The sequence below is a fragment of the Polyangium sorediatum genome (genome assembly GCF_029946465.1).
Lineage (GTDB): Bacteria > Myxococcota_A > Polyangia > Polyangiales > Polyangiaceae > Polyangium > Polyangium fumosum.
The window spans coordinates 30,074-52,327 of sequence record NZ_JARZHI010000067.1 but is presented as its reverse complement, the minus strand read 5'-3'; the positions used below and the strand labels follow the sequence as shown (position 1 = coordinate 52,327).

Below are 22,254 nucleotides of genomic sequence, written 5' to 3'. Positions count from 1 at the left end.
GAATCCAAAACGAAGGCTTCCCCTCATGAACTTTGAACGACAGAGCTTCGGGCCGTGGCCGGGTCGTATCCTCGGCCCGGTCATGATCACCATGCTTGCCGCTTGCAGCGACGCCACGCCCGCCGAGGGCATGGCCGCGCCTGCGAGCGCCCCCGCCCAGGCGGAGCGGGAAAGCTCGGCATCGATGCCAAAAGCCCTGCGCGCGGCCTACATCGCCTCCGTGCAGCAGCATGCCTCGGATCGTTATGCCGCCGTGGCGCTCGCGCCGGGGCTCGTGCGCGCCGAGAACGAGGCGCAGCGATGGGGGACGACGCTCGACAGCGCAGGGGTCTCCCTTTCGTCGGACGACGGCGCGTGGACCCTCGGAATGCGCGCGGCGGGGCTCGGCTGCGAGGGCCAGGTGACGGCGCTCGGCGCGGCGGCGCCCACGGCGGAGGGGAACCGCATTCGTTATGAGCGCGACGGCCTGGAAGAATGGTACGTGAACGGGCCGCTCGGGCTCGAACAGGGGTTCGTCCTGCGGTCGGCCCCCGCGTGCGCCGGGACGAAGGTCGTGGCCATCGAGTTCGGCGGGGATTGGCAGGGAGAGCTCGTCGACGAGGACGGGGATGGCCTTGGGGAGGCGCTTTCGCTGCGGGACAACGATGGGCGCGCGACGCTCCGGTATACCGACCTGTACGTGAAGGACGCGGCGGGCAAGGAGCTGCCGGCGTGGCTGTCGCTCGATCAGGGGCGGGTCGTGATTCACGTGGACGACGCGGGGGCCGTGTATCCGGTGGAGATCGATCCGCTGATGGCCATTCATCTCGGGAAGCTGTGGCCGGACTTCGGGTCGGTCATCAATTTCGGCAACGCGCTTTCGTTCTCGGGGGACACGGCGCTCGTGGGGGCGCGTAGCGACGGCGGCATCAACCCCTACTCCGGCTCGGCCTACGTGTTCGTGCGCAGCAGCCAGGGGCTCTGGACCCAGCAGGCCAAGCTGTTGGCGGATGACGGAGCGACGTATGATCAGTTCGGCTGGTCGGTGGCGCTCTCGGGGGACACGGCGCTCGTGGGGGCGAACTACGACAACGCCACGGGCCCCTATTCCGGCTCGGCCTACGTGTTCGTGCGCAGCGGCGGGGTCTGGACCCAGCAGGCCAGGCTCGTGGGGAGCGGAGGGGCGGAGGTCGAATTCGGTACTTCGGTGGCGCTCGCGGGGGAGACGGCGCTCGTGGGGTCGATTGGCGAGGGCGGGTATTCCGGCGCGGCCTACGTATTCGTGCGCAGCGGTGCTGTTTGGACCCAGCAGGCCAGGCTCGTGGCGAGCGACGGGGAGGCGGAGGACCGCGTCGGCTCTTCGGTGGCGCTCACGGGGGACACGGCGCTCGTCGGGGCGATCGGCGACGACGACAAGGGAGAGAATGCCGGCGCGGCCTACGTGTTCGTGCGCAGCGGTGCTGTTTGGACCCAGCAGGCCAAGCTCTTGGCGAACGACGGGATGGGGAATGACTGGCTCGGCTACTCGGCCGCGCTTTCGGAGGATACGGCGCTCGTGGGAGCGCATCGCGACGAGTTCGGTTTCTCGAATCGCAACTCGGCCTATGTGTTCGTGCAGAACGATAAGGTCTGGACCCAGCAGGCGAAGCTCGTGAGCGGCGCGGCGTTGGATGAGCGATTCGGCGCTTCGGTCGCGCTCCAGGGGGATCTGGCGGTCGTGGGGGCCACGCTCCCCGGCCGGGCGTACGTGTTCGCGCGGAGCGGGGGCGCGTGGACCAAGGAGGCGATGCTCGAGGATACGAGCGGGGGGGGGAACGAAAAGTTCGGCGCCGCGGTCGCCATCTCCGGGGAGACGATCCTCGTGGGAGAGCCCGTCGGGCCTTCGGGGGTTGGCGATGTCCATATCTTCGGCCCTGCGCTGAGCCTGGGCACGCCGTGCATGAGTGGTGCCGTCTGCGCGAGCGGATTTTGCGTGAATGGCGTCTGCTGCGATACGGCATGTGGTGGAGACGCGATCGGGGACTGCCAGGCGTGCAGCGTGGCGGCGGGCGCGGCGGTGGACGGGACGTGCGGGCCCCTCGCGGCGGGCACGGTATGCCGCGCGTCGGCAGGCGCGTGCGACGCGGCTGATGGCTGCGATGGGGTCGCGAAAGAGTGCCCGCCGGACGCGAAGGCCGCGGTGGGCACGGTATGCCGCGCGCCCGTGGGCGCGTGCGACGCGGCCGATGGCTGCGATGGGATCGGAAACGATTGCCCAGCGGACGCGAAGGCCGCGGCGGGCACGGTATGCCGCGCGGCGGCGGGTGCGTGTGACGCGGCCGATGGCTGCGATGGGGTCGGAGACGATTGCCCTGCAGACGAGAAGGTCGCGGCGGGCACGGTATGCCGCGCGGCGGCGGCCGCGTGCGACGTGGCCGAGAGCTGCGACGGGGCCGCGAACGATTGCCCAGCGGACGTGAAGGTCGCGGCGGGGACCGAGTGCCGCGCGTCGGCGGGCGTGTGCGACGTGGCCGAGTTCTGTGACGGCACGGCGAAAGGTTGCCCCGCGGATGGAAGCGCCGTCGATGGAACACCGTGCGCGGCTGGTGTCTGCGAAGGCGGCGCGTGCATTGACGGCACAGGCGGTGCGGGCGGCGCGGGCGGCGCGGGTGGCGCGGGTGGAATGGCGGGCGCGGGTGGCTCCGGGGGGATGGCCGGCGCGGGCGGCGCGGGCGGCAGCGCGCCATCCGAGGACGGTGGCTGCGGATGCCGGACGGCGCCGCAGACAGGGAGCTCGTCCGCGCTGTCGGCGCTGGCGCTCGGGCTTATGTTCGCATGGCGGAGGCGCGAGCGGCGCGCGTGAAGCCGCGCCTATTCCCTGAGACCCATTCGACCAAGGCCTTGAGCGCCTCGAACGGGGCGCCGTCGCCCCCCCTGGAAGATCATGGCAGCGCAGTGATTCGATCGAGCGCGGGTGGGCTCACGGGGGAGTGGGCTGCGAAGTAGACCTGGAGCGCCTCCAGGTCGAGCGCGCCGCCGAGCCGGTCCGTTCCCTGCACGAGGACGGTGAAACTGTCTCCGCCCGCGGCGAGGAAGCTGTTGACGGTCACGCGGTAGCTGGCATTGGCCTCGATGGGCACGCCGTTCAGCTTCATGCTCGCGAAATCGACCCTGGCTCCGGCCATCCCGCTCAAGGTGTACGTGTAGGTAAAACCCTCCGAGATCTCCAGGAGCCGCACGATCGGCATCCCCTGTGCGTTTTGCTGGAACTGCTGCTCGAGGAGCTGCTTGATCTGCTCGCCCGTCAGGGTCATGACGACGAGGCTATTGCCGAAGGGCTGGACGGTGAAGATCTCACCATAGGTCACGATGCCATCCGCCATCTCGCCCGCCGACGCGGCATGGACGAGGTCCGCGCGCACGCCGCCTGGATTCATGAATGCGATCTGCGCGCCGCCGAGGTTCGGAGCCTTCGTCGCTTCGAGCTGTGCGTCCGCGATGATCATGCCCATCGACGAGCTTTGCGGGAGCGCCTGCGGCACGGGCTTGTACAGGTCTGCCGTGATGGAACCAACCTGTTTGCTCGCGAGCGGCGCCGCCAGATCCTTGTACGTTTGGACGAAGGCCTCCACCATCGGATCCGAGAGGTCCCGGGTCACGATCATGTTCGCCGCCTTCTTGTCGACGACATGCCCGGTGGCCTTGTCGATCGTGAGATCGATATCGGCGACGAGCCGGCCGTACGACGCGGCGCTCGTGACGATCTTGCCGGAGAGGACGCAGTTATAGGCCTGGTGGGTGTGACCGCTGACGATGACGTCGACGGCGTCCGAGAGGTTGGCCGCGATTTCGACGATGGGGCCGGAGATGCCCGGGCATTCATCAAAGAAGCCCGTGGGGTAGCCGCCCTCGTGGACGATCACCACGATGGCCTCGATGCCCTGGGCCTGGAGCTCGGGGACGATCTCGTTGACGGTCTCGACCTCGTCCGTGAAGGTCAGACCCGCGATGCCCGTGGGGGTCACGATCGAGGGGGTGGCTTCGAGTGTCATGCCGATGAACGCTACCTTCGCGCCGTCGAATTCGCGGATGTCGTACCGCGGGAAGAGCGTCTTGCCGGTCGTCGTGTCGACGACGACGTTGGCGGCCAGGAACTTGAAATCGGCGCCGGGGAAAAAGGTGCCGTCTGCGCACCCGTCGACGGGGCTGCATCCGCCGTATTGCAGGCGCAGGAGCTCGGCCGCGCCCTGGTCGAACTCGTGGTTGCCGACGCCGTTGATGTCGAGGCCGATCATGTTCATCGACTCGATGGTCGGTTCTTCGTGGAAGAGCGCCGAGACGAGCGGCGAGGCGCCGATGAGATCGCCCGCGGAGACGACCACCGTGTTCACATTCTGTGCGCGAAGCGCCGCGATGTGCGTTGCGAAATACGCCGCGCCGCCGGCGTTGACCAGGGTCATGTCCGGCAGCTTGATCTGACCGCTGCTGCCCGTCGGCGGCTCGAGGTTGCCGTGAAAATCATTGAAGCCGAGGATCTGCACGTCGACGAGCGACGGCCCGGCGCCGCCCGTTCCGCCTGCGCCGCCTGCGCCGCCTGCGCCGCCTGTGCCCCCGACGGCCCCCACGCCGCCCGAACCACCGACGCCGCCTGCGCCGCCGTGGCCGCTCGTGGCTCCTGCATCCGCGTTCGTTTCTCCTTCGTCACTGCAGCTTGTCAGCGGCAAGAGGCAGGAAGCGAGCAATACGCCTGCAATGGTGACGAGGGGGCCCTTGGAAAATCGATCCCCGCGTCGTCGCAGGGCCATGGTGAGGGACTGCATATCGAACTCCTGTCGCGATTCGCCGCAAAGGGCGCCGACGCGACGAGACCCCATAGACCCTCCCCGCGACGATTGGAGGGCGACGCGGTTTCATCGTAACGACAAGCACGTCGCAGCGCCGCGCGTCCCCCGCGGCGTCACACGATCGTCGCGTCCCCCGCATGATTCCGACACCGTAGGTACACTATCGTCGTCGACGGAGGTTGGGCAGTTGAAAAGCGGTGTGCTGAAGACGGTTACGCTCGTGGTCACGAGTCTGCTGATGGCTCATTGCGCGGCATCCGGGACCGGCGACGATCCGGGCGCCGGCGGCTCGGCGGGGCCGGCAGCAGCCCCGCCGACCTGAGTGGCTGGCTCTTCAAGGACAACGACGATACGCACGTCTACGCCATCCCGAATGGTATGACGCTCGCGCCGGGCACCTACCTCGTCTTGGAGGAGCTGAGCCTCGGTTATGGGCTCGGAGCCAGCGATTCGGTGAGGCTGTTCGATGCGGGGGGGCAAACCCTCGTCGACACGTACACATGGTCGAGCCACGCGGCGACCACCTACGGCCGCTGTCCAGATGGCAGCGGCGCTTTTGTCGTCAAGCTCGGCCCGACCAAGGGCGCCGACAACAATTACGATGTAGGCCCCCCGGGGCTACCGTCGGACCGCGGCTCGGCCCGTGGCGCCCCCCACTGCCGCCTCCGCTGCCGTCCGAATCGACCGACGAGGCCGAAGGTCCACACGGAGCCAAATTCGGCAGTCCCCCATGGAAAGCCCGGCCGCGACAAAGATGTTGGGTTGGGTTATGGGCTCACCTTGCCGGCCTCGCGAACGCGCTGGGCGCGGGCAACCTCCTCGGCGATGGCGAATCCCTCCACGCGCAACGCGGCGCAGGCCGGATCGGTGGCCACGCGAGCCACGTTCCCGACCACGCACCGGAATTCGTCGCATGTTTTGCCCGTGCACGCGAAACGACCGTCCCCTGCCTGCGCGAAGGAGCCATCGGCGCGAACGCCCAGGGTGAGCACGAGGCTCCCGCTCGGGGCAAAGACATCGATCGTATCGACCTCGCGCGGGAATGCGAAGAAACGCCCCTCCGGATCGGCGCCGAATGGGTACGGCTGCGACTGGGTGGCGAACGACGCGTACTGCGGCTCGGCGCCGTCCGTGGCGGGAAGGGTCACGATTGTGATGGAGGCCCCGGCCCTCCCGGCCCGGAAATCGTGTCCCACGATCCAGAACCGGCGATCCTTCTCCAGCCAGCCCATGGACAAGTCCAGAGGACTCGTCAGATCCCAATCCGGCGCCGGGAAGCTCCGTCGCACGTTCCCGGTGGACAGCTCGATCTCTTCGATCGAATGGTTGTACCGGATGCTCGGATCCTTCAGGTGCACCGTGAAGGCTGTCTGGCGCGCGCTCGACACGACCAGCCCGCGATACTCATCCTTGGCGTTGCGAGTGTTGCAGGGGCTCGTCGAGGGAGCGCCGGGCGGGCAGCTCCGCAGGAACACTTGTCCCGTCCGCGTGTCGATCCATTGCAGGCCGGCCTTCCCGCCGGCGATCAGCATCTGCGGACGCCCTGCGTTCTCGAAGGAGACGAAATCGGGCCTGAAGGTCGAGGCCGCAGAGGTCTTTTGCCAGGTGAAGCCCGGCTGACCCGGCTTTCGTTTGCCCAACGAGAGGACGTACTTGCTGTCGTCGAGCCCCGCGTAGGTCGCCAGGAGCGCCTCGTTGCCGCGGCTCAGGAGAACACCCACCGACGTCTTCGGCGCATCGAACACGAAGCCGGTTTCCTCCAAATGAAACAGCTTCTCGTTCGTGTACGCATACAGATCCGAGCCCGAGCCGGCGAAGTCCACCTGCTTGTCCGCCACGCCCGGCGGCGCGGGCAGCGGCGCGGGGAGGCCCAGGCGATCGACATCCATGGAATAAGCTTTGGGCAGCTTGTCCCAGGTGAGGAACCGCTGGGTGAGGGAGCTCCATACGATCCGGCGGCCCCCGCCGGCCCAGTTGAATTGGCTCGTCAACCGCTCCCTGTCGTCCGTTCTCTGGTACTGGCGCGCTTCCACCAGATGCTTCGCCAACTGGCAGGCGCTCGTGTCCTTGATCAGGCGAAAACGCCTGGAGATGTCGGCGTTTTCGTCGAGGTTGCTCTGCTCGTCGACCAGGATCGTGGGCATCTCTTCCGAGCCGCCTTGCGCGAAACGAGCGCACGTCGCTCGCACCCTCCCGACGATGCGCCCCACGTCGTCGAAGACCAGGGGAACCTCCTCCCGGGACCGATAGCGATGGACGAGCGTATAGCGCCGCCCTGGCGACACCTCTTGCGCGTCATGGTTCCACCACGAGAAAGGAAAATCCTTGAATGACCATGCTTCCGCGGCGCCGAGCGCGCCCGTACGCTCGTCGAGCGCGACGACGTGGCAGTTCGTGAGGGAGGGCGCGAGCATCCTCATGCAGCGGGTCGCAAAGAGGCCGCGCGGGCTCAGCGTCAGGAGGTCGTCATTTTCGGCCGACGACGCGCCCTCCTTCAGGTTCGGCATGGCAGGCAGGGTGCGCGACCAGAGCCGCGTACGCGTGGCGAGGTTCCACCGTTCCACCACCCGCACCGAGGGGAGCCGAACGAGTTGTCCCTCCCAGGCCGTCGCTGCGACCGACGAGAGCACGAAGGCATCGGCGCCCTTCGAGGTGAGCACGATGCTCCGTGGGTTGAGGCTGTTCGCGGGAAGCGAGGCGACGGCGACGAAGCGCCCCCGATCGACGCCCTCCCCGGAAGGGGCCTTCTCGAAGAACGTCAGATGGTTTTCCTCGCTCCAGAACACGTTCCGCTCGGGCAATGCCAGGAGGCGTCCCGCCCCCACGCGCCACGGCTGAAAGACCACGCTGGCCGGAGGCGCGGCCGGTGGGCTCGGAGGCGTCACGGCAGCGCTTTGCAGGATCGGTGGCGTGGGGGTGGGGGTGCTGCTGCAACCGATGGCGACGCATCCGGTGAAGAAACCAAGCCATCGTCGAGCGCTTCGGGGCGCGAAAGAGTTCACCCGCACCGTACATCACGGAACCGTCGTATCCGTCAAGGTCGTGTGGCTCGGCGCGCCCCGCTCTCGCGGCAGCGCCAGCGCGGCACCGATATCGTACATTTGAAATGGCATGATACGTCCCACAAACTCCTTAGCGTGCGTAAGAATTCGCTGGCCATTTCGACCTCGGTTCGTGTAGGGGTATTCCGAGATGACGGGCGAGGCGCGTGTTGACGCGTAGAGGCAGCCTTTTCTGCCATTCCAGGCGCTCGTACCGGGGAGCAAAAATGAAAAAGTTCACTACGGTGGTGCTCGGCACCGTCGCGGGGCTGGTTTGTTCGCAAAGTGCGCTCGCCGCCGGGGGCGTCACGTTCGACGATCAGATCGTCATCACGTCGGCGGACGGGACCGAAATCGCCGCCAACCTCTTCACGCCCGTCACCACGAGCCCAAACGCGGCGCTCCCGACCATCATCTTCGTGAATAGCTGGGCGCTCGAAGAGCACGAGTATCTCGTCCAGGCCGGCAAGCTCGCGCAGGACGGCTACCTCGTCCTCAGCTACAGCGCGCGCGGCTGGGGGCAGTCGACGGCATTCGCGACGGTCGGCGGGCCCGAGGACGTGGAAGACCTGTCGGCGATCATCGATTGGCTAGACGCGAACACGCAGGCCGACATCTCGAACATCGGCATCTCCGGGATGTCGTACGGCGCGGGGCTCTCGCTGCTCGGGCTCGCGCACGAGCCACGCATCAAGACCGCGGCGGCGCTGAGCGGATGGGGCAGCCTGCCCGACGCCCTCTACGGCGGCGAGTCGACGAGCCTCGTCTGGGGCACGCTCCTCGTCGGCTCCGGCTACCTGCTCGGCGAGATTTCGAGCGATATCCCGGCGTATTTCGGCGATCTGCTCGCCGGGACCGACGTCGCCGAGGCGATCGCCTGGGCCCACGAGCGCTCCCCCCTCACGCACGTGGACAAGATCAACGCGCGCAATGCCCCCGTCTACATCAGCAACAACTTCAACGACGAGCTGTTCAAGCCGAACTCCTCGCTGAAGTTGTATTCGCTCCTCACCGGCCCGAAGCGGATCGACGTCAACCAGGGCATCCACATCAGCGCCGAGGCGACGGGCTTGCTCGGGCTCCCGAACTACGTATGGAACAACGTCCACGACTGGTTCGATTTCTGGCTCAAGGGCGTCGACAACGGCATCACGGAGGAGCCGCCGGTCACGATGGAGCTTCAATCCTCGAACCAGCGCGTCGAATTCGAGGACTGGCCGAGCGCCAGCGTCAGCACGAAGACCCTCTACCTGGGCCCCCGCGGCTTGATCGGAGACGGCGCCCTGCGGAGCTCCCCCAACACGTCGACCTACACGAACGCGATCTGGTCGGGCGCCGACTCGATCGCCACGACGGGCATCCCCATCCTCTCGGCCGCGCTCGACGCGCACATCAATCTCGAGGTCTCGGCCTGGCTGCCCGCGGCCTCCGACATCAACTCGATCGTGTATGAGACCTCGTCCTTCAGCTCCCCACTCAAGCTGCGCGGCGCCTCGACCCTCGACGTATGGATATCGCCCTCGCACGCGAAGACGCAGCTCGTCGCCTACCTCTACGACGAGGACGCCTTCGGCAACGGGAAGCTGATCTCGCACGGCGTGCGGACCCTGCACAATGCGACGCCCGGGCAAGACGTGAAGATGTCCATCGAGTTCGTCGCAGCAGGCTACGACGTGCCGGCCGGCCACCGCCTGGCGCTCGTGCTCGACACCTACGACCCGCTCTATCAGCCGGCGACGCTGCTCGCGCACCAGGTCAATATCCGCTACAGCTCGTCGAAGCAGTCCGTGCTGAAGCTCTCGTACGACCCCTGAACCGCAAATTCCCCGAAGCCGCGGGGCGCCGTCCCTTCCCAAAAGCCCGATCTGCGTGTAGAACTCGGGCGTGTCCGCCCGCTCTCCGCGCCCCGACGACCGAAGGCTCCAGCGCGCCTCGCGCCTGCTCTTCGCAGCCGCCCTCGGCCTCGTCTGCGCCGCGCCCTTCATCACAGGCGAGCTCCCCATCGCCGAGGCCAAGGAGGCGAAGGGCAAGGCCAAGCCCAAGGCCGAGAAGAAGGCCCCCGCCGGCAAGGGTGTGTTCGAGCACGGCTGCCGCGTCCAGAGCCCGCAAAAATTCCTCGAACGCCGCACGTTCGTCTCGAAGGGCGTGCTCGACGGCGGGAAACACACGAAGGCCGTCCAGTACCTCGCGACCCATTACGGCAACGTCGGCGACGACGTGACGCGCAAGCTGAACCCCAAAGGCGCGCTCCCCCAGGCCGTGACCGTGCAGTTCATGGGTCTTCCCGTTTCAGTGCACACGAAGGTCGCGCCCGCGCTCGCCTGCGTCGAGAAGAAGATCAAGAAGTCCTGCACCGGCGCTTCCAAGTACACCCCGCGCGCCCTCGGAGGCTTTCGCGGGGCGAACACCTACCGCGGCATCGAAATCTCGAACCACCTCTTCGGCATCGCGCTCGACATCGACCCCGACCGAAACCCCTGCTGCGGCTGCGTGGACCCCTGGCCGAGCCACCCAAAATGCAAGCAGAAGTCGCGCTCGCCCTACGACCGCGCAGCGATGCCGAAATGCTGGATCAAGGCATTCGAACGGTTCGGGTTCGATTGGCTCGGGCACGACCCGCTCGAGGACACGATGCATTTCGAGTTTCTCGGGGATCCGGACAGGATCAAGAAGTAGGGGGACCTGGGGGGCGTCGCGCCGGGGCGCCGCCCCGGACCCCGCGGGGGGCTGTCCGCCCCCTCGACCCCGGACCAGCGAGGCGCTGGACCCAGGGTTGAAAAACTGCGCGGTGCGCAGTTTTTCAAACAGGCCGACGAAGAAGCCGGGGGGACAGCAGAAGCCGTAGCGCGGACAGGTCGGCGGCCAACGCCTCGTCGCATGACGTCGTGGTGTGACGCGATGGCCTCACGCTCCAAACAGCACGGCTCCGTCCCTCCACGTGATGGGGCCGTAGGTCTTCGGCGATGAGCCCATGGTCTCCCGCATCGTGCCCATCTCTCGACGCCACGAGCCCGCCGCCCCTTCCATCGTCCTCGTACCTCCAAGGCACGGCCTCGTACCTCCGGAGGCTCGACCGCACGCCCCAGAGACACGACCTCGTACCTCCAAGGCACGACCTCGTGTCTCCGGAGACTCGACGTCGTCTCTTCGGACCGTGCCCCCGTCTCTCGCACACGCGTCCCCGTCGCCTTTTGGCTCGGCCTCCAAGCCGGAAGACACGGCCTCATCGATGAACTGCGTATCGCGCAGCTCATCGAACCAACGCCAGCGAACCTCCCCATGGTCTTGCCACCGGCCTGCTGGAAGGCCGCGCGCCTATCTCGGTTGGCAACCCCGCTGCCGGTCTTGACCGGGCCTGTTCGATGAACTGCGCATCGCGCAGTTCATCGACCTCGGGTCCAGCCCCTGGCTGGTCCGGGTGCAGGGGCGGATAGCCCCTGCTGGGGTCTGGGGCAAAGCCCCAGCGCGGCGCCTCAAAGCCCCTCGCAAGGGTCCTCCCCCGGCCACGGCGTGCCCGTCCGGCAGGCCTCGGCCTGGTTGATGCACGCTTCCAGCATCTTCGTCCAGCCCGTGCGTTTCTCGAACGACGTTGCGCGGTATGTGTCCATCAGGGACCGCCCGCTTTCGCGGAGCAGGAGTTCGAACGGATTGCCCCATAATACGCTCAAGCCGCCGAGCCGTGCGCCTGTGGCCGGCTCCATGCGCTGGGCTTCGACCACGAAGGGGCTCGTCGCGTGGAAGCCGGCGAGGCGGCGGTACTGGCCGCCGTATTGCACTTGCTCGCCCCAGGGCTCTGTTTTCGTCCAGAGGTGCGGACGGCCGATGACGGCCAGCACCTCGCGTGCTGCTGCTGCTACGTCCGGACCGACGAGGACCGAGCCCGAGCCGTCTGGCCCGCAATGCGCGGGATCCGCGAGCCGGTCGAGCAAGGCCACGAGGTCGACCGAGGCGTCCGATGCCGTCGTGCGTGACCGCGATGCACGCCGCGACCGCCCTCCGTGCGACGCGGATGTTGCCGAGGCGACGATGCCTGCCCCGCCGCAGGCTTCGGCGAAGAGCGAGGTGACATCCTCGCAGGAGAACCCGCGAGGTCGCTCCCGACGCACGGCCGTGACGAGGTCGGCGAGCGCCTCTTCGAGCTTGCCGATGCGACGCAAATCGAGGCCGACGCTCGTGACCGAGGTGCCGACGTAGGCGCGCCCTGCCGTCGAGACCCCCTCGACGTAGGCGCGCACGTAATCGGTGACGACCGCCTCTACGAGCACGCGTGGGCTCGCCGCGGGGCGATCTTGCGCGATGTAGCGGAGCGCGCTGTACGGATGACCCGCGTCCGGCATCGTCTCGCGCGAGGCGACCATGTAATCGGCGACGCCCGAGAGCGACGAGGCCACCTCGACGGCGCCGAGCCGGCAGACGTCGAATGCGACCACGTCGATGCGGTTCGAGGTCCCGAACCCGCCGAGGCCGGGTTTCGTGCGGATCTCGGTCTCGATCACCTTCGACGCCTCGCCGAGCGCGGCCGAGAGCCCTGTCAGGGACAAACGTTTTCCTTCGCCTGACGTCGTGTCGTCGGCGAGGCCCGTGAACCCGTCGCCATGGCCCGTGAACGTCACCCAGTAATGGCGCGCCGGGTACATTCGCACGCCCTCCACCAGGAAATCGCGCAGTGTCGCCATGTCGCTCGTGTCGGTCTCGCCGAGGACGAGGACACCCGGCTCCTCGTTCTCCCGGCCCGGAGGCCTCACTTCCTCACGGTAAAGCGAATACCGCTCGGAGGGGCGGGGTTTGCCGTCGTCGCCCATTTGAAATGGCGCATAGTCGCGTTGCACCAGGATGCGGAAGAGGGCGCTGCCGCCGAGGCCGTGCTGCCATTCGAGCGCGTCTTGATCGAACGCGGAGACGAGGTTCGGATCGAGGTCGTCGTTCGCCGCGAAGACGAGCCACGTCCATTCCGCGGTCCAGAGCGAGGGCGGCCCGCGACGGAGCTCTGCGCCGCTCTGCTCGACCGCCGGCGCCGACGCCGTGGCGCCCGCCGAAGGGCCCTCGGGGGCGCACGCCGCGAGGCCCGCGGCGAGCGCCCCGAGGGCGATCACGTATTTTTCACGCACGGTCGCTGATGTCCTACCGGCCATTGCGCGAGAGGCGCAGGATCGACTGGAGCACGACGGACGAGATGTGCGGGTTGTCGCTGCGCCCGCCGGTGTCGTCCCCGGCCTCGTCGCTCGCGTCGGGGAACGCCGACATGAAAATGAAGTCGGGGTGCAGCTCCTTGCTGTTCGGTCCGACGCCCGTCGGCGAGTCGATCCATTCGCCGCCGAGGATCGTGCCGCGCCCGTCGAGCTCGAGCACGTAATGGTACGTGACCTCGGCCGTGGGGCGACGACGTTGCAGGGGCGGCACGAGGAGCTGCTCGATGCTCGCCGCGTAATTGACGAGGTAGATGCTCGTGCGGATGCGCGCGAACCGGACGGCGTTCTCGTTCCAGCGGTAGCTCCGGCAACCGGCCGAGGGGCCGTCGCCGTTGCAGACGAGCTGCGAGGCGCGCCGTTCGTCGATCTCCTCGTTCTCCTGGATGCGATACTTCACGACCGGGAACGTCCAGACCTCGTCGCCGTACGCGTAATCGATGACGAACGGGAGCCGCTCGCGCGGGCCGCCGAGGTTCGCGAGCGCGGGCGCGCCGCGGCCCATGAGGCCCGTCAAGGCGATGTGCAGCGTGCCGGGGTTCACGTCGCGGCAGGCGGCGGTCGTCGGCCGTCCGACGCTGTCGCGCGTGATGTCGTCCTCGGGCACGTTGCAGCGGTTGCCGGCCATCGTGGACGAGTCGTGGAAGTAGATCTCCGAGAAGAGCGCTTCGAGGTCCGCCATGCGGAAGAGCACGCAGGAGCGGCCGCGCTCGCCATTGCACTCCACGATCCGGCCATTCTCGCGCCGAACGCGCACGTCGCGGCTGGGCGCGCCGTCTCGCTCGGCCGTGGAGTACGACGACCAGCCATTGCAATGGCCCCACCACGACTCGGGGACCGTGGTCTGGTAGGTGCCGTGGTTCAAGAGCTCCCACGCGGTGGCGGGGCCGGCGACGACGATCGAGGGGCGGACTGCGCCCGAGCCGCGCTCGCGCTCCGGCCTGCGCATCTCCTCGGACGTGAAGGCGCGGACCTGCGGGAGGCGCTGCGCCTCGCCCGGGTTCATGAGGAGATCGTACTTTTCGACCGGCGAGAGGTTCTCCGGATCGGAGCGGAAATCGCTGTAGTCCTTGTTTCGCGAGTTCCAGCGGTCGGCGATGCCGTTTTCGGTCATCGGCCACCAGCTCGACGGGAAAATGGGCCGCGAGCTCTCGCCGGACGCCGGACCGGAATCGATGCGCAGGAGCGCGCCCCGGAGCTCGGGGTGCAGGCGTGCGGCCCTGTTCGTTTCGTTCATGGGCTCTCGTCCGGGAGCCCGTGGCACGAGGATTTCGTGGGTTCGGAAGTAACCATTCGGCACAAATCCCGGGCGGAGCCGCGGTTCTTGCGCCGAGGTCACGCGTTGTGCGCCGATGAGCGCGAGTACGGACGCGGCCAGAATGACGCTTCGGGTGGTGTTCATGGTGTTCATCGTCCTGCCGAGATGGCGGCCGTCCGAACACCACTGCACCCCCCGGGCCAGCAGGCTCGGCGGAGAACGTAACGTTTCCGCTCGCGCAGGCGCGGGACTGTGCAGGCGGAGAGCGGTGACGCGTGGGCGGAAAGAAACGAGGGAAAGGGGGAAGATCAGCGTTTTCCGCGGGGGGTCCGGCGCGAGGGGACGTACTGGCCGGTCTTCTTGTTCCACGTCCAGAGCAGCTCGAGCGGGCTTGCGCTCTCCGACTCTTCGCCGCTGTAGGGGACGCCGCGCATGCCGAAGCGATCGAAGCTCTTTTCGTGGAACGCGTCGACCGAGGACCAGCCGGACGTCAAGAAGTCCGCCTCCAGCGGCTCCGAGGTGTCCCCTGCCGCGTCCACGGCAAGGACGCTCCACGAGGAGGATATCGCGCCGATCGGATCCATCGCGTGCTCGTCGTAGCCGAAGAAGTGAACCGACTTGTTCCGCTCCACGAACCCCTTGGGCTCGCCCACGAGCAAGACCGTGTCGACGAGCTTTTTCGCCTTGAAGATCCCGATGTACGTATCGAGCAGGTGCACGTACCCGAGCTCGAGGTCGCCGAGCTTCGTCAAGGGTTCCCAGAGGACCTGCTCGGTGGGCTCGAGCGATGTGCCGCCGTGCACGCGGTCGGGGAAATCGACGAGCTCGACGAGGTTCGGCTGGGCGGGGTGATAAGAAAACGCCTCGCGGAGCGCGTGCATGCGGGCGGCGGCGCGGAGCTCGCCCATCGGCTCGAAATCGATGTCCGCAGGCGCGCTGAGGTCCGACCGCTGCTCGGGCTGGAGCGCCGGCGCCTTGTCGGCGGGCCCCGCGACCGCGGCCAGGGAAAACGTCATCGCGGGGGCCTCGGAGATGCGCGGCAAGGCCGAGAGCGGTAGCTTGATCTCGGTCGTGACGCGATCGCCTTTCACCTTCGAGGCGACGACCGCACCCGGGACGGGCAAAAGGCCGCCGTCGCCGCGCCAGCGGAGGCCCTTTTCGTCGAGCCGGAAGAGCCGCGTGAAGCGCGCTGCGTGTTTCGCCGCGAAGGCGGCGTGACGCTCCAGCGTCGCCTTGCATTTCGCGGCGGCCTCCGGTTCGAGGTTGTCCGTACAATTGAACTCGTAAAACGTGCCGTCCCGCGACCATTCTCCCAGGGGCCGAAGCTCGGCGGCCGGCGTCGAGAGCTCGATCCAGAGCCCGTTTTTCGCGTCGCCGACGAGGTCCGTGACGATGTGCGCGCCGTCCTTGGTCACGGAGAGCCCGACCGAGGGCGAAGCCTCGATCGTGCCCCATTCGCCGAGCTCGCCGTCGATCACTGGGCTCTCCGGCGTCGTCTCGACCCACGCGACGGGGATCGCGGGCTTCGGCTCCTCGGCGGCGGCCTCCGCGATCGGAGCGGGCTTGGGTTTGGACGGGGCGGCCGTCGGCCGCGGCGGCGGCGGCGGCGCGGCGCCGCACGACGCGCCGAGCGCGACGAGGGTGGTGGCTCCGGCGAGGAGCAAAAGCGAACGCGGGGCGAGCATGTTTTTTCGTTTCATCATGGCGAGGCAGGGGGGCTGGGGATGCGGAGGGTGCCCGTGGCGACGACGATTTCGTCTTGTTCGAGGTCCACGCCGAAGGACGCCGCCAGGGTGGGGCCCATGCGCTGGTAGACGACCTCCCAGCGAATGGTTTGCCCCTCGATCGAGTCGGGGAAGACGAGCACGGCGACGCGCGGCGCCCCCGAGGCGGGGACACGCTCGTCACGCACTTCGATGCGCGAGGAGGAGCCGCTCTCCGTGCCTTCGAGGCGAAAGACCCGCTGGAGGGCCACGGCGGGGGCGCGGAGCGCGGCGTTTCCCACGGCGGAGGCGCGGAGCTCGATTCTGCGGAAGAGGTCGCCCGTGGGGAAGGCGTGGCCCACGGCGCCGGCGCGCAGGGTCACGAGGATCGAGCGATCGCTGCGCGGCGCGGCGGCGGCCTCGACGGCCGCGCGGAGCAGAGCCGGATCCTCGCGCACTTCGAATCGATGTCCCTTGCCGGAGCGGCCGCCCGCGCGCGCCTTGGGCTTCATGTGGCAGGTTTGGCAAGGCGTACCGGCGTGCTGGCTCGCGCGGTGCTCCGTGAGGGTCGCTTGCATGCGCGCGCCTTTGCGTCGGGGGAAGTCGAACTCGTGGCAGCCGTCGCAGGCGGCGGCCGTGTCGAATCCCGGCGTCGAGCGGCTCCGGTGCGGCATTGGGCCCGCGAGCGCGGGTTCCGCGGCGAGGTCCGCGTGGCAGGTCACGCATCCGACGCCCATGGCGCGCGCGCCGGGATCCGGCGGCTTTTGGGGATCGGCCGCCGGGGCGTGGCAGCCGCGGCAAAAGGGCAGGGGTTCGATTGAATACGCAGCGAGGAAGACCGGATCACTCCACGAGCGCTGGTGCAGCGATCCACGCCACTCGGCCGCCACCTCCTCGTGACAGCCCTCGCAACGCGCATTCGCGGCCGCTTGCCGATTCTCCTCGGCGACGTCGATCCCGAGGGGCGCGGCCGTCGCCGTTGCCACCTCGTCTTGCGCGGCCGGCGGAGGCGCGCCCGCGCCCGCGCAGGACACGAGAAAAAGCGCCAGGCCGCGCGTTCGCATGCGTGATGGGAATTCCGAAGGGCACGTCGTGTCAAGCGCAATCCCTCGCGCTCTCCTCGAAGCGCGAGGTCGTCGAAATCCTGCTCCTCCTTCACGAGGTGCGCTTGGCGTCGTCACCCGAACGGCGGACGATCGTCGGAGCGGATAGAGGAGGAGCTACGCGCATGCAAAGGATGACGGGGATCGGGGTCTTGCCACTTTTGTTCGTCGTGGCCTGCGGAGGCTCGGCCGCCCCGGCCCGGGGACCGATCCTTTCGAGTCCTTCGCCGCAGATGGCCGTGGAGGAGGACGCCCCGCCCCCCCGCGGTCCCGATGGGCCGGTGACCCCCGCGGAGCGCAACGCCGCGATCGACGCGCTCCTCAAACACCTCGATGCGCGGTATGTGTTTCCCGAGAAAACCAAGCTGGTGAGGGCCGCGGTGGAGGCCCGGCGCAAGCGCGGCGAATACGACAAGCTGACCACGGGGCACGCGCTCGCCGCGGCGCTCACGACGCACGTGAACGAGGTGTTGAAGGACGCGCATTTCCGCGTGCGATACCTGGCCGAGAAGATCCCCGAGGCCGAGCTACAAACGGAGCCGACGGCCGCGGAGCGCGAGCGATTCGAGGCGGAGGGGCTGCGGCTGAACGGCGGGTTCGAGCGGGTGGAGCGTTTGCCCGGGAACATCGGTTATGTGGAGGTGCGCTCCTTCAGCTTCGTCGGGCGCGGGGCGGAGGCCGCGGCTGCGGCGATGCATTTCCTCGCGGAGACGGACGCGCTGATCATCGACGTCCGCCGGAACGGCGGCGGGGATCCGGAGCTCGTGGCCGTGCTGTGCAGCTATTTCTTCGACGGCGCCGTGCACCTCAACGACATCTACGATCGCCCGAAGAACGAGACGCGCCAGTTCTGGACGAGCAGCGTGCCGGGCAAGCGATACCTGGGCAAGGATGTCTACGTGCTCACGAGCAAACGGACGGGATCCGGCGCCGAGGAGTTCGCGTATGATCTCCAGACGCAGAAGCGGGGCGTCATCATCGGCGAGAAGACCTGGGGCGGGGCGAATCCGGGGGACTTTTTGCGCCTCGGGGATCACCTCGCCGCGTTCGTCCCCTCGGGCCGCGCGATCAATCCGATCACGAAGACGAACTGGGAGGGCACGGGTGTCCTCCCCGATATCGCCGTGCCGGCGGAGGACGCGCTGCGGGTGGCGCAGGTGCGCGCGCTGCAGAAGCGGATCGGGGCCGTCTCCGAGCCGGAGCTGAAGACGTCCCTCGAAGAACGATTGCGCGAGCTTTCGAGCGACGAGCCCGCGAAGCCTCCGCGGTGAGGCGGGTCAGGGCGCGCCGCAGGCGAGCCAGTCGGCGAGCTTCATGCGATCGTCGAGCGACGGATCGTCGGGCCCGGGCGGCATCGAGTCGTTCTCCGCGGCGCTCCGCGCGAAGACCCGCGCCCTGTGCCGCTGGACCTGCGATTTCGTGTCGAAGATGAACTCCCCCGGCGCGCCGGCGCGATCCGTGGCCGTGGAGGCGTGGCAGCTCTGGCAATGGGCGTTCATGAACGCCGCGCCGAAATTCTCGTAGGTGAGTAATGTCCCCTCGGGAGGGCACGCCCAGTCCTCCATGTCCGTGTAGAAGAGGCTGCACGCGGCCAAAACGAAGGGGAACGTGGCGAACACGAGGCGGGGCAGGGGGCGCATCGAATCCTCAGAACAAGGCGAAATGGGCGCCGAGATTCGCGCCCACGAACCCATACCAGTTCGGCCCGCTCGAATACCCGAGGTAGGCGCCCACGAGCTCGGGGCCGAGGGCCAGCGTGAACTTCGTTCGGCGGAGCAACGTGAAGTCACAGCCGAGGCCGAATTGCACGCCCGCCCGGTGACGAATGCCGGGGCCAATGCCGAGCACCGCGCCGGCCGGCTCCTCGGCGACCGAGGCCATCGATTCCTCGTGTTGGTGGACGAACCCCACGTGGGCCCGCGGATAGACGAGGGGCGTCGCTTGCCACCCCGCCCGGATGCCGAGCGATAAAAACGTGAGCAAGCGCTGATCGACGGTGCCATACCCGAGGCGCCCCTCGGCGAACGGAGTCACCACGCCGAAGAGCCGCAGGCCGACCGCGAAGCCGCCATACCCCGTGACGTCGGTGCGCCAATCGGTGGTGCCGACGGCCGAGGAGACGGCGACGAAGAGCTCCCCCCGTGGAGCAGGCTCCTGCGAAGGCGGGGGCGGGGCCTCTTCGCCTCGCGCGAGGGCAGGGGCGCCGAGGAGGCCCACGAGGGAGACGAGGATGTGCCGAGGACGCGTCAAAGCGCAGGCCTCCGTGTGCGGGTTTCCAGGCGTCGGATGCAGAAGGCGAGGCCGTGCCGCAAGGTCCCATGGGTGGGAATGCCGGACAGGTCCACGCCGAGCGAGATGAGGGTCTGGGCCACGGTGGGCCGGATGCCCGTGAGAATGCCTTCGGCGCCGAGCAAACGAATGGCGTGGACCATCTGCACGAGGTGATACGCCGTGGCCGTGTCCACGACCTCCACGCCGGTCAGATCGAGAATGGCGAAACGAGCGGAGGCGCGGGAGACGGCGCCGAGCAGGTCATCCATGACCCGCGCGGCGCGGCGGCTGTCCACGACGCCGATCATGGGCAAGGTGAGCACGTTCTCCCAGACCTGGATGATCGGCGTCTCGAGGTCGCGGATCACCGCCTCCTGGCGCTCGATGAGGGCGAGGCGCGCTTCGAGCTCCTCCCGGATGCGCTGGCCCTCGTTCATGTTCTGCGAGATGCCGATCACGCCCGCGAATCCATTCCCGGCGTCGTGGATGGGCAAGTAGACATTGTCCCAGTGGGAGCCGACGATGTGCACGGATTCGCGCCCCGGCGTGCCGTCGAGCGCCGCGCGCATGGGCGGGCTGATGTGGTCGCCGAAGACGTCGAACACGCTTTGCCCGAGGAGCTGCCCCGGCGAGGCCCCGAACGCCGCGAGCGCCTTGCCGTCGTAGAACGTGTAAATGCCGTCCTTGTCCGTGACCCACGCGATGATGTCGAGGTGATCGAGCAGGGCGCGGAGCACGCGCTCGGAGAGGGGTTTTTCCGGGGCCGTCTCCGCCTCGCGCACGTGCGCGTGTGCGCTGTCGGCGAGCGAGAGCGTGGCGAAGATCTCGGGCCGCCCCGGCGCGCGCCAGATTTGCCACGCGAGAGCCAGCATGCCGCCGTTGGGTTGTCGCGCGCGGCACATGAAACGCGCGGGCGCGCCGTCGTCCTTGACGAGCCCGAGGGCCTGCGTGAGGGCGAGCGCGTCGTCCGGGTGCGCGTGCTCCGCGACGCGCACCCCCGGCGCGAGCTTTTCGCCCGCGAGCGCGCGGGCAGCGGCGTTCATCGCAATCACCTCGCCCCCGGGGCTCACGATCACGAATGCGCCTGGATACGTACGGAAGAATGCTTCGAAGGGATGCTCGGCTTGTTCCGTCGCCACGGTTCCCCACCTCCGCCAACGATCGACCGTATCAGCCTGGGCGGTCCACGTCGACGCGCGAGCGACGTGGAGTGGCGTCGAAATTTTGTTGTGATGCATCGCGGCGGGGCACCACGCTTCCGACGCGCGCGCGGCCGTGGTAGCGAGCCTGCCCGAGGAACCATGAGCAAGGACGAGATCACCGAGCAGGCCGCGGCCTTCGACGCCATCGGCGAGAAATACGACGAGGTATTCGCGGACAAGCGCGCGCAGGTGGAGGCCACGCGGTGGCTCGCCGAGCGCCTCGCCCCGGGCGATCGGGTGCTCGACGTGGGGTGCGGCAGCGGAGTCCCGACGGCGAAGCTGCTCGCGGAGGTGGGGTTCTCCGTGCATGGCATCGACGTTTCGAAGGAGATGCTGCGCCTCGCGCGGCAGAATGCCCCGGGCGCGACCTTCGAGCAGGTGGACATGATGACCTTTTCGTCCGAGCCCGGCTCGTTCGGCGGGATCGCGGCCTTCTTTTCGCTGCTCATGCTGCGGAGGTCCGACATTCCTGCCGCGCTGCGCAAGATCGCCCGCGCCCTGCGGCCGGGCGGGTACCTCGTGCTTTCGATGGTGGAGGGGGATTTCGACTTTTTAGCGCTGCCCTTCCTCGGCCATGCCGTCCACGTGAGCGCGTATCCGCAAGAAGCGCTGGAGGTCGTCCTGCGGGAGGCGGGGTTCGAGATCCTCGACGCGGAGGTGGTGAGCTTCTCGGCGGAGGAGCAGGCCGAGCGGCAGCTTTATTATCGGTGTCGCGTCGCGGCCGCCGTGTGATCAGGCGCGCCCGATCCGCGCGAGGCAGATGCGCAGGCCGTCGCGCAGGCTCCGCGCGGTGGTCAGGCCGCCCAGATCGACCCCCATGACCGTCAGCGTCTGCGCGACCTGGGGCCCGATGCCCGTGAGCACGCAAAAGGAGCCGAGCAACGAAGCCGCCTGGCTGAGCTTGACGATATGCGCGGCGGTCATCGTGTCGACGACCTCGACGCCCGTCAAATCGATGATGACCCCGCGTGTGCGCCGCTCGCCGATACGACCGAGCAGCCGATCCGTCATGTCCGCCGCCCGCTGGCTATCGATGATCCCCACGATGGGCAGCGTGAGGACGTCGTCCCACAGCTCGAGGATGGGCACGCTCATGTCGCGCAGGGCGCTGCGTTGCCGCTCGATGGTCGCGATCTTCTCCATGAGCTCGCGTTGCGTGGCCTCCAGCGCTTGAATGGCGCCTTCGCGCTCCTCGTTCGTGCGGATCTGATCTTCCAGGGTGCGGCGAAGCATCTGCTCGTTCTGCTTGCGCGCGACGATGTCGCGGCACGTGCAAATCAGGCCCCCGTCGGGCATGAGCGCGTTCGCGGGCAATCTCGTGAGCGAGATTTCCAGGTCCACCAAATGGCCGGCGCGATGTAGCCCCCGGACCTCGCCCGACCATCTGCCGTGTTCTCCCAAGATGGGAAAGAACTCTCGTTCGATACGTGTCCTTTCGGCGTCGTCGTAGAGCATACGCCATGTCTTGCCGATCAACTCCTCGGGCTCGTAGCCTAACACCATGCCATGGGCGCGGTTCATGTACCGATAGGTGTCGCCTGCGAGGATGGACAGCCCCTCCATGGACACGTCCACGGCCAGCTTGAGCAGGTCGAATTCGTTCGTGATGGAGACCTCTTCGAGAGGGACGGGTCGAGTGGGGGCCATCAAACATTCCTCCAGGGGCTCGTCCGGGCGCCAGGGTGTCC

15 protein-coding genes are annotated in these 22,254 nt (G+C 68.1%); 5 read left to right on the top strand and 10 right to left on the bottom strand.

The window, feature by feature from the left end:
- The first annotated feature begins 25 nt into the window (after nt 1–25).
- Entirely contained in the window at nt 26–2,821 is a 2,796-nt protein-coding gene (locus QHF89_RS40555; RefSeq protein WP_136973222.1) for a hypothetical protein, read from the top strand.
- Nucleotides 2,822–2,900: 79 nt separating this feature from the next.
- Here the strand turns inward: QHF89_RS40555 and QHF89_RS40550 are convergent, their stop codons facing one another.
- Nucleotides 2,901–4,763 carry a bifunctional metallophosphatase/5'-nucleotidase gene (locus QHF89_RS40550; protein WP_136973223.1) on the bottom strand — a complete coding sequence of 621 codons (1,863 nt, stop codon included), beginning with the start codon at nt 4,761–4,763 and terminating at the stop codon, nt 2,901–2,903.
- An 806-nt stretch (nt 4,764–5,569) separates the two neighbouring features.
- On the bottom strand, nt 5,570–7,687 hold the full coding sequence (locus QHF89_RS40545; RefSeq protein ID WP_284721567.1) for a hypothetical protein: 2,118 nt from the start codon (nt 7,685–7,687) through the stop codon (nt 5,570–5,572).
- Between the two features lie 383 nt (nt 7,688–8,070).
- Between QHF89_RS40545 and QHF89_RS40540 the strand changes: the two genes are divergently transcribed.
- Nucleotides 8,071–9,657: a CocE/NonD family hydrolase gene (locus tag QHF89_RS40540; protein WP_136973224.1), complete on the top strand. Its 1,587-nt coding sequence runs from the start codon at nt 8,071–8,073 to the stop codon at nt 9,655–9,657.
- Between the two features lie 70 nt (nt 9,658–9,727).
- On the top strand, nt 9,728–10,519 hold the full coding sequence (locus tag QHF89_RS40535) for a M15 family metallopeptidase (protein ID WP_284721566.1): 792 nt from the start codon (nt 9,728–9,730) through the stop codon (nt 10,517–10,519).
- A gap of 797 nt (nt 10,520–11,316) precedes the next feature.
- Here QHF89_RS40535 and QHF89_RS40530 read toward each other — a convergent pair.
- The 4 genes from QHF89_RS40530 to QHF89_RS40515 form a co-directional block, all read right to left on the bottom strand.
- Nucleotides 11,317–12,951, bottom strand: coding sequence for a clostripain-related cysteine peptidase (locus QHF89_RS40530; RefSeq protein WP_284721565.1), 1,635 nt, complete (start codon nt 12,949–12,951; stop codon nt 11,317–11,319).
- 13 nt (nt 12,952–12,964) lie between these two features.
- Nucleotides 12,965–14,266 (bottom strand): hypothetical protein, encoded by a 1,302-nt coding sequence (locus QHF89_RS40525; RefSeq protein ID WP_284721564.1) that lies wholly within the window; start codon nt 14,264–14,266, stop codon nt 12,965–12,967.
- A gap of 329 nt (nt 14,267–14,595) precedes the next feature.
- Nucleotides 14,596–15,990 (bottom strand): hypothetical protein, encoded by a 1,395-nt coding sequence (locus tag QHF89_RS40520; protein ID WP_284721563.1) that lies wholly within the window; start codon nt 15,988–15,990, stop codon nt 14,596–14,598.
- Nucleotides 15,987–17,054, bottom strand: a complete 1,068-nt coding sequence (locus tag QHF89_RS40515; RefSeq protein WP_136967670.1) for a multiheme c-type cytochrome — start codon at nt 17,052–17,054, stop codon at nt 15,987–15,989. The genes QHF89_RS40520 and QHF89_RS40515 overlap by 4 nt, the downstream gene beginning before the upstream one ends.
- A 164-nt stretch (nt 17,055–17,218) precedes the next feature.
- Here QHF89_RS40515 and QHF89_RS40510 point away from each other — a divergent pair, with 164 nt between their 5' ends.
- Nucleotides 17,219–18,364: a S41 family peptidase gene (locus QHF89_RS40510; RefSeq protein WP_284721562.1), complete on the top strand. Its 1,146-nt coding sequence runs from the start codon at nt 17,219–17,221 to the stop codon at nt 18,362–18,364.
- A 6-nt stretch (nt 18,365–18,370) separates the two neighbouring features.
- Here the strand turns inward: QHF89_RS40510 and QHF89_RS40505 are convergent, their stop codons facing one another.
- Genes QHF89_RS40505 through QHF89_RS40495 form a run of 3 tightly spaced genes read right to left on the bottom strand, consistent with a single transcriptional unit; the run spans nt 18,371 to nt 20,503 of the window.
- Nucleotides 18,371–18,733, bottom strand: coding sequence for a hypothetical protein (locus QHF89_RS40505; protein WP_136967672.1), 363 nt, complete (start codon nt 18,731–18,733; stop codon nt 18,371–18,373).
- Nucleotides 18,734–18,740: 7 nt separating this feature from the next.
- Nucleotides 18,741–19,343 (bottom strand): hypothetical protein, encoded by a 603-nt coding sequence (locus QHF89_RS40500; RefSeq protein ID WP_136967673.1) that lies wholly within the window; start codon nt 19,341–19,343, stop codon nt 18,741–18,743.
- Entirely contained in the window at nt 19,340–20,503 is a 1,164-nt protein-coding gene (locus tag QHF89_RS40495) for an STAS domain-containing protein (protein ID WP_284721561.1), read from the bottom strand. The genes QHF89_RS40500 and QHF89_RS40495 overlap by 4 nt, the downstream gene beginning before the upstream one ends.
- A gap of 162 nt (nt 20,504–20,665) precedes the next feature.
- On the opposite strand from QHF89_RS40495, the gene QHF89_RS40490 reads away from it, so the two are divergent.
- Nucleotides 20,666–21,298 carry a class I SAM-dependent DNA methyltransferase gene (locus tag QHF89_RS40490; RefSeq protein ID WP_136967675.1) on the top strand — a complete coding sequence of 211 codons (633 nt, stop codon included), beginning with the start codon at nt 20,666–20,668 and terminating at the stop codon, nt 21,296–21,298.
- Here the strand turns inward: QHF89_RS40490 and QHF89_RS40485 are convergent, their stop codons facing one another.
- Nucleotides 21,299–22,213 (bottom strand): STAS domain-containing protein, encoded by a 915-nt coding sequence (locus tag QHF89_RS40485; protein WP_284721560.1) that lies wholly within the window; start codon nt 22,211–22,213, stop codon nt 21,299–21,301.
- Nucleotides 22,214–22,254 lie beyond the last annotated feature (41 nt).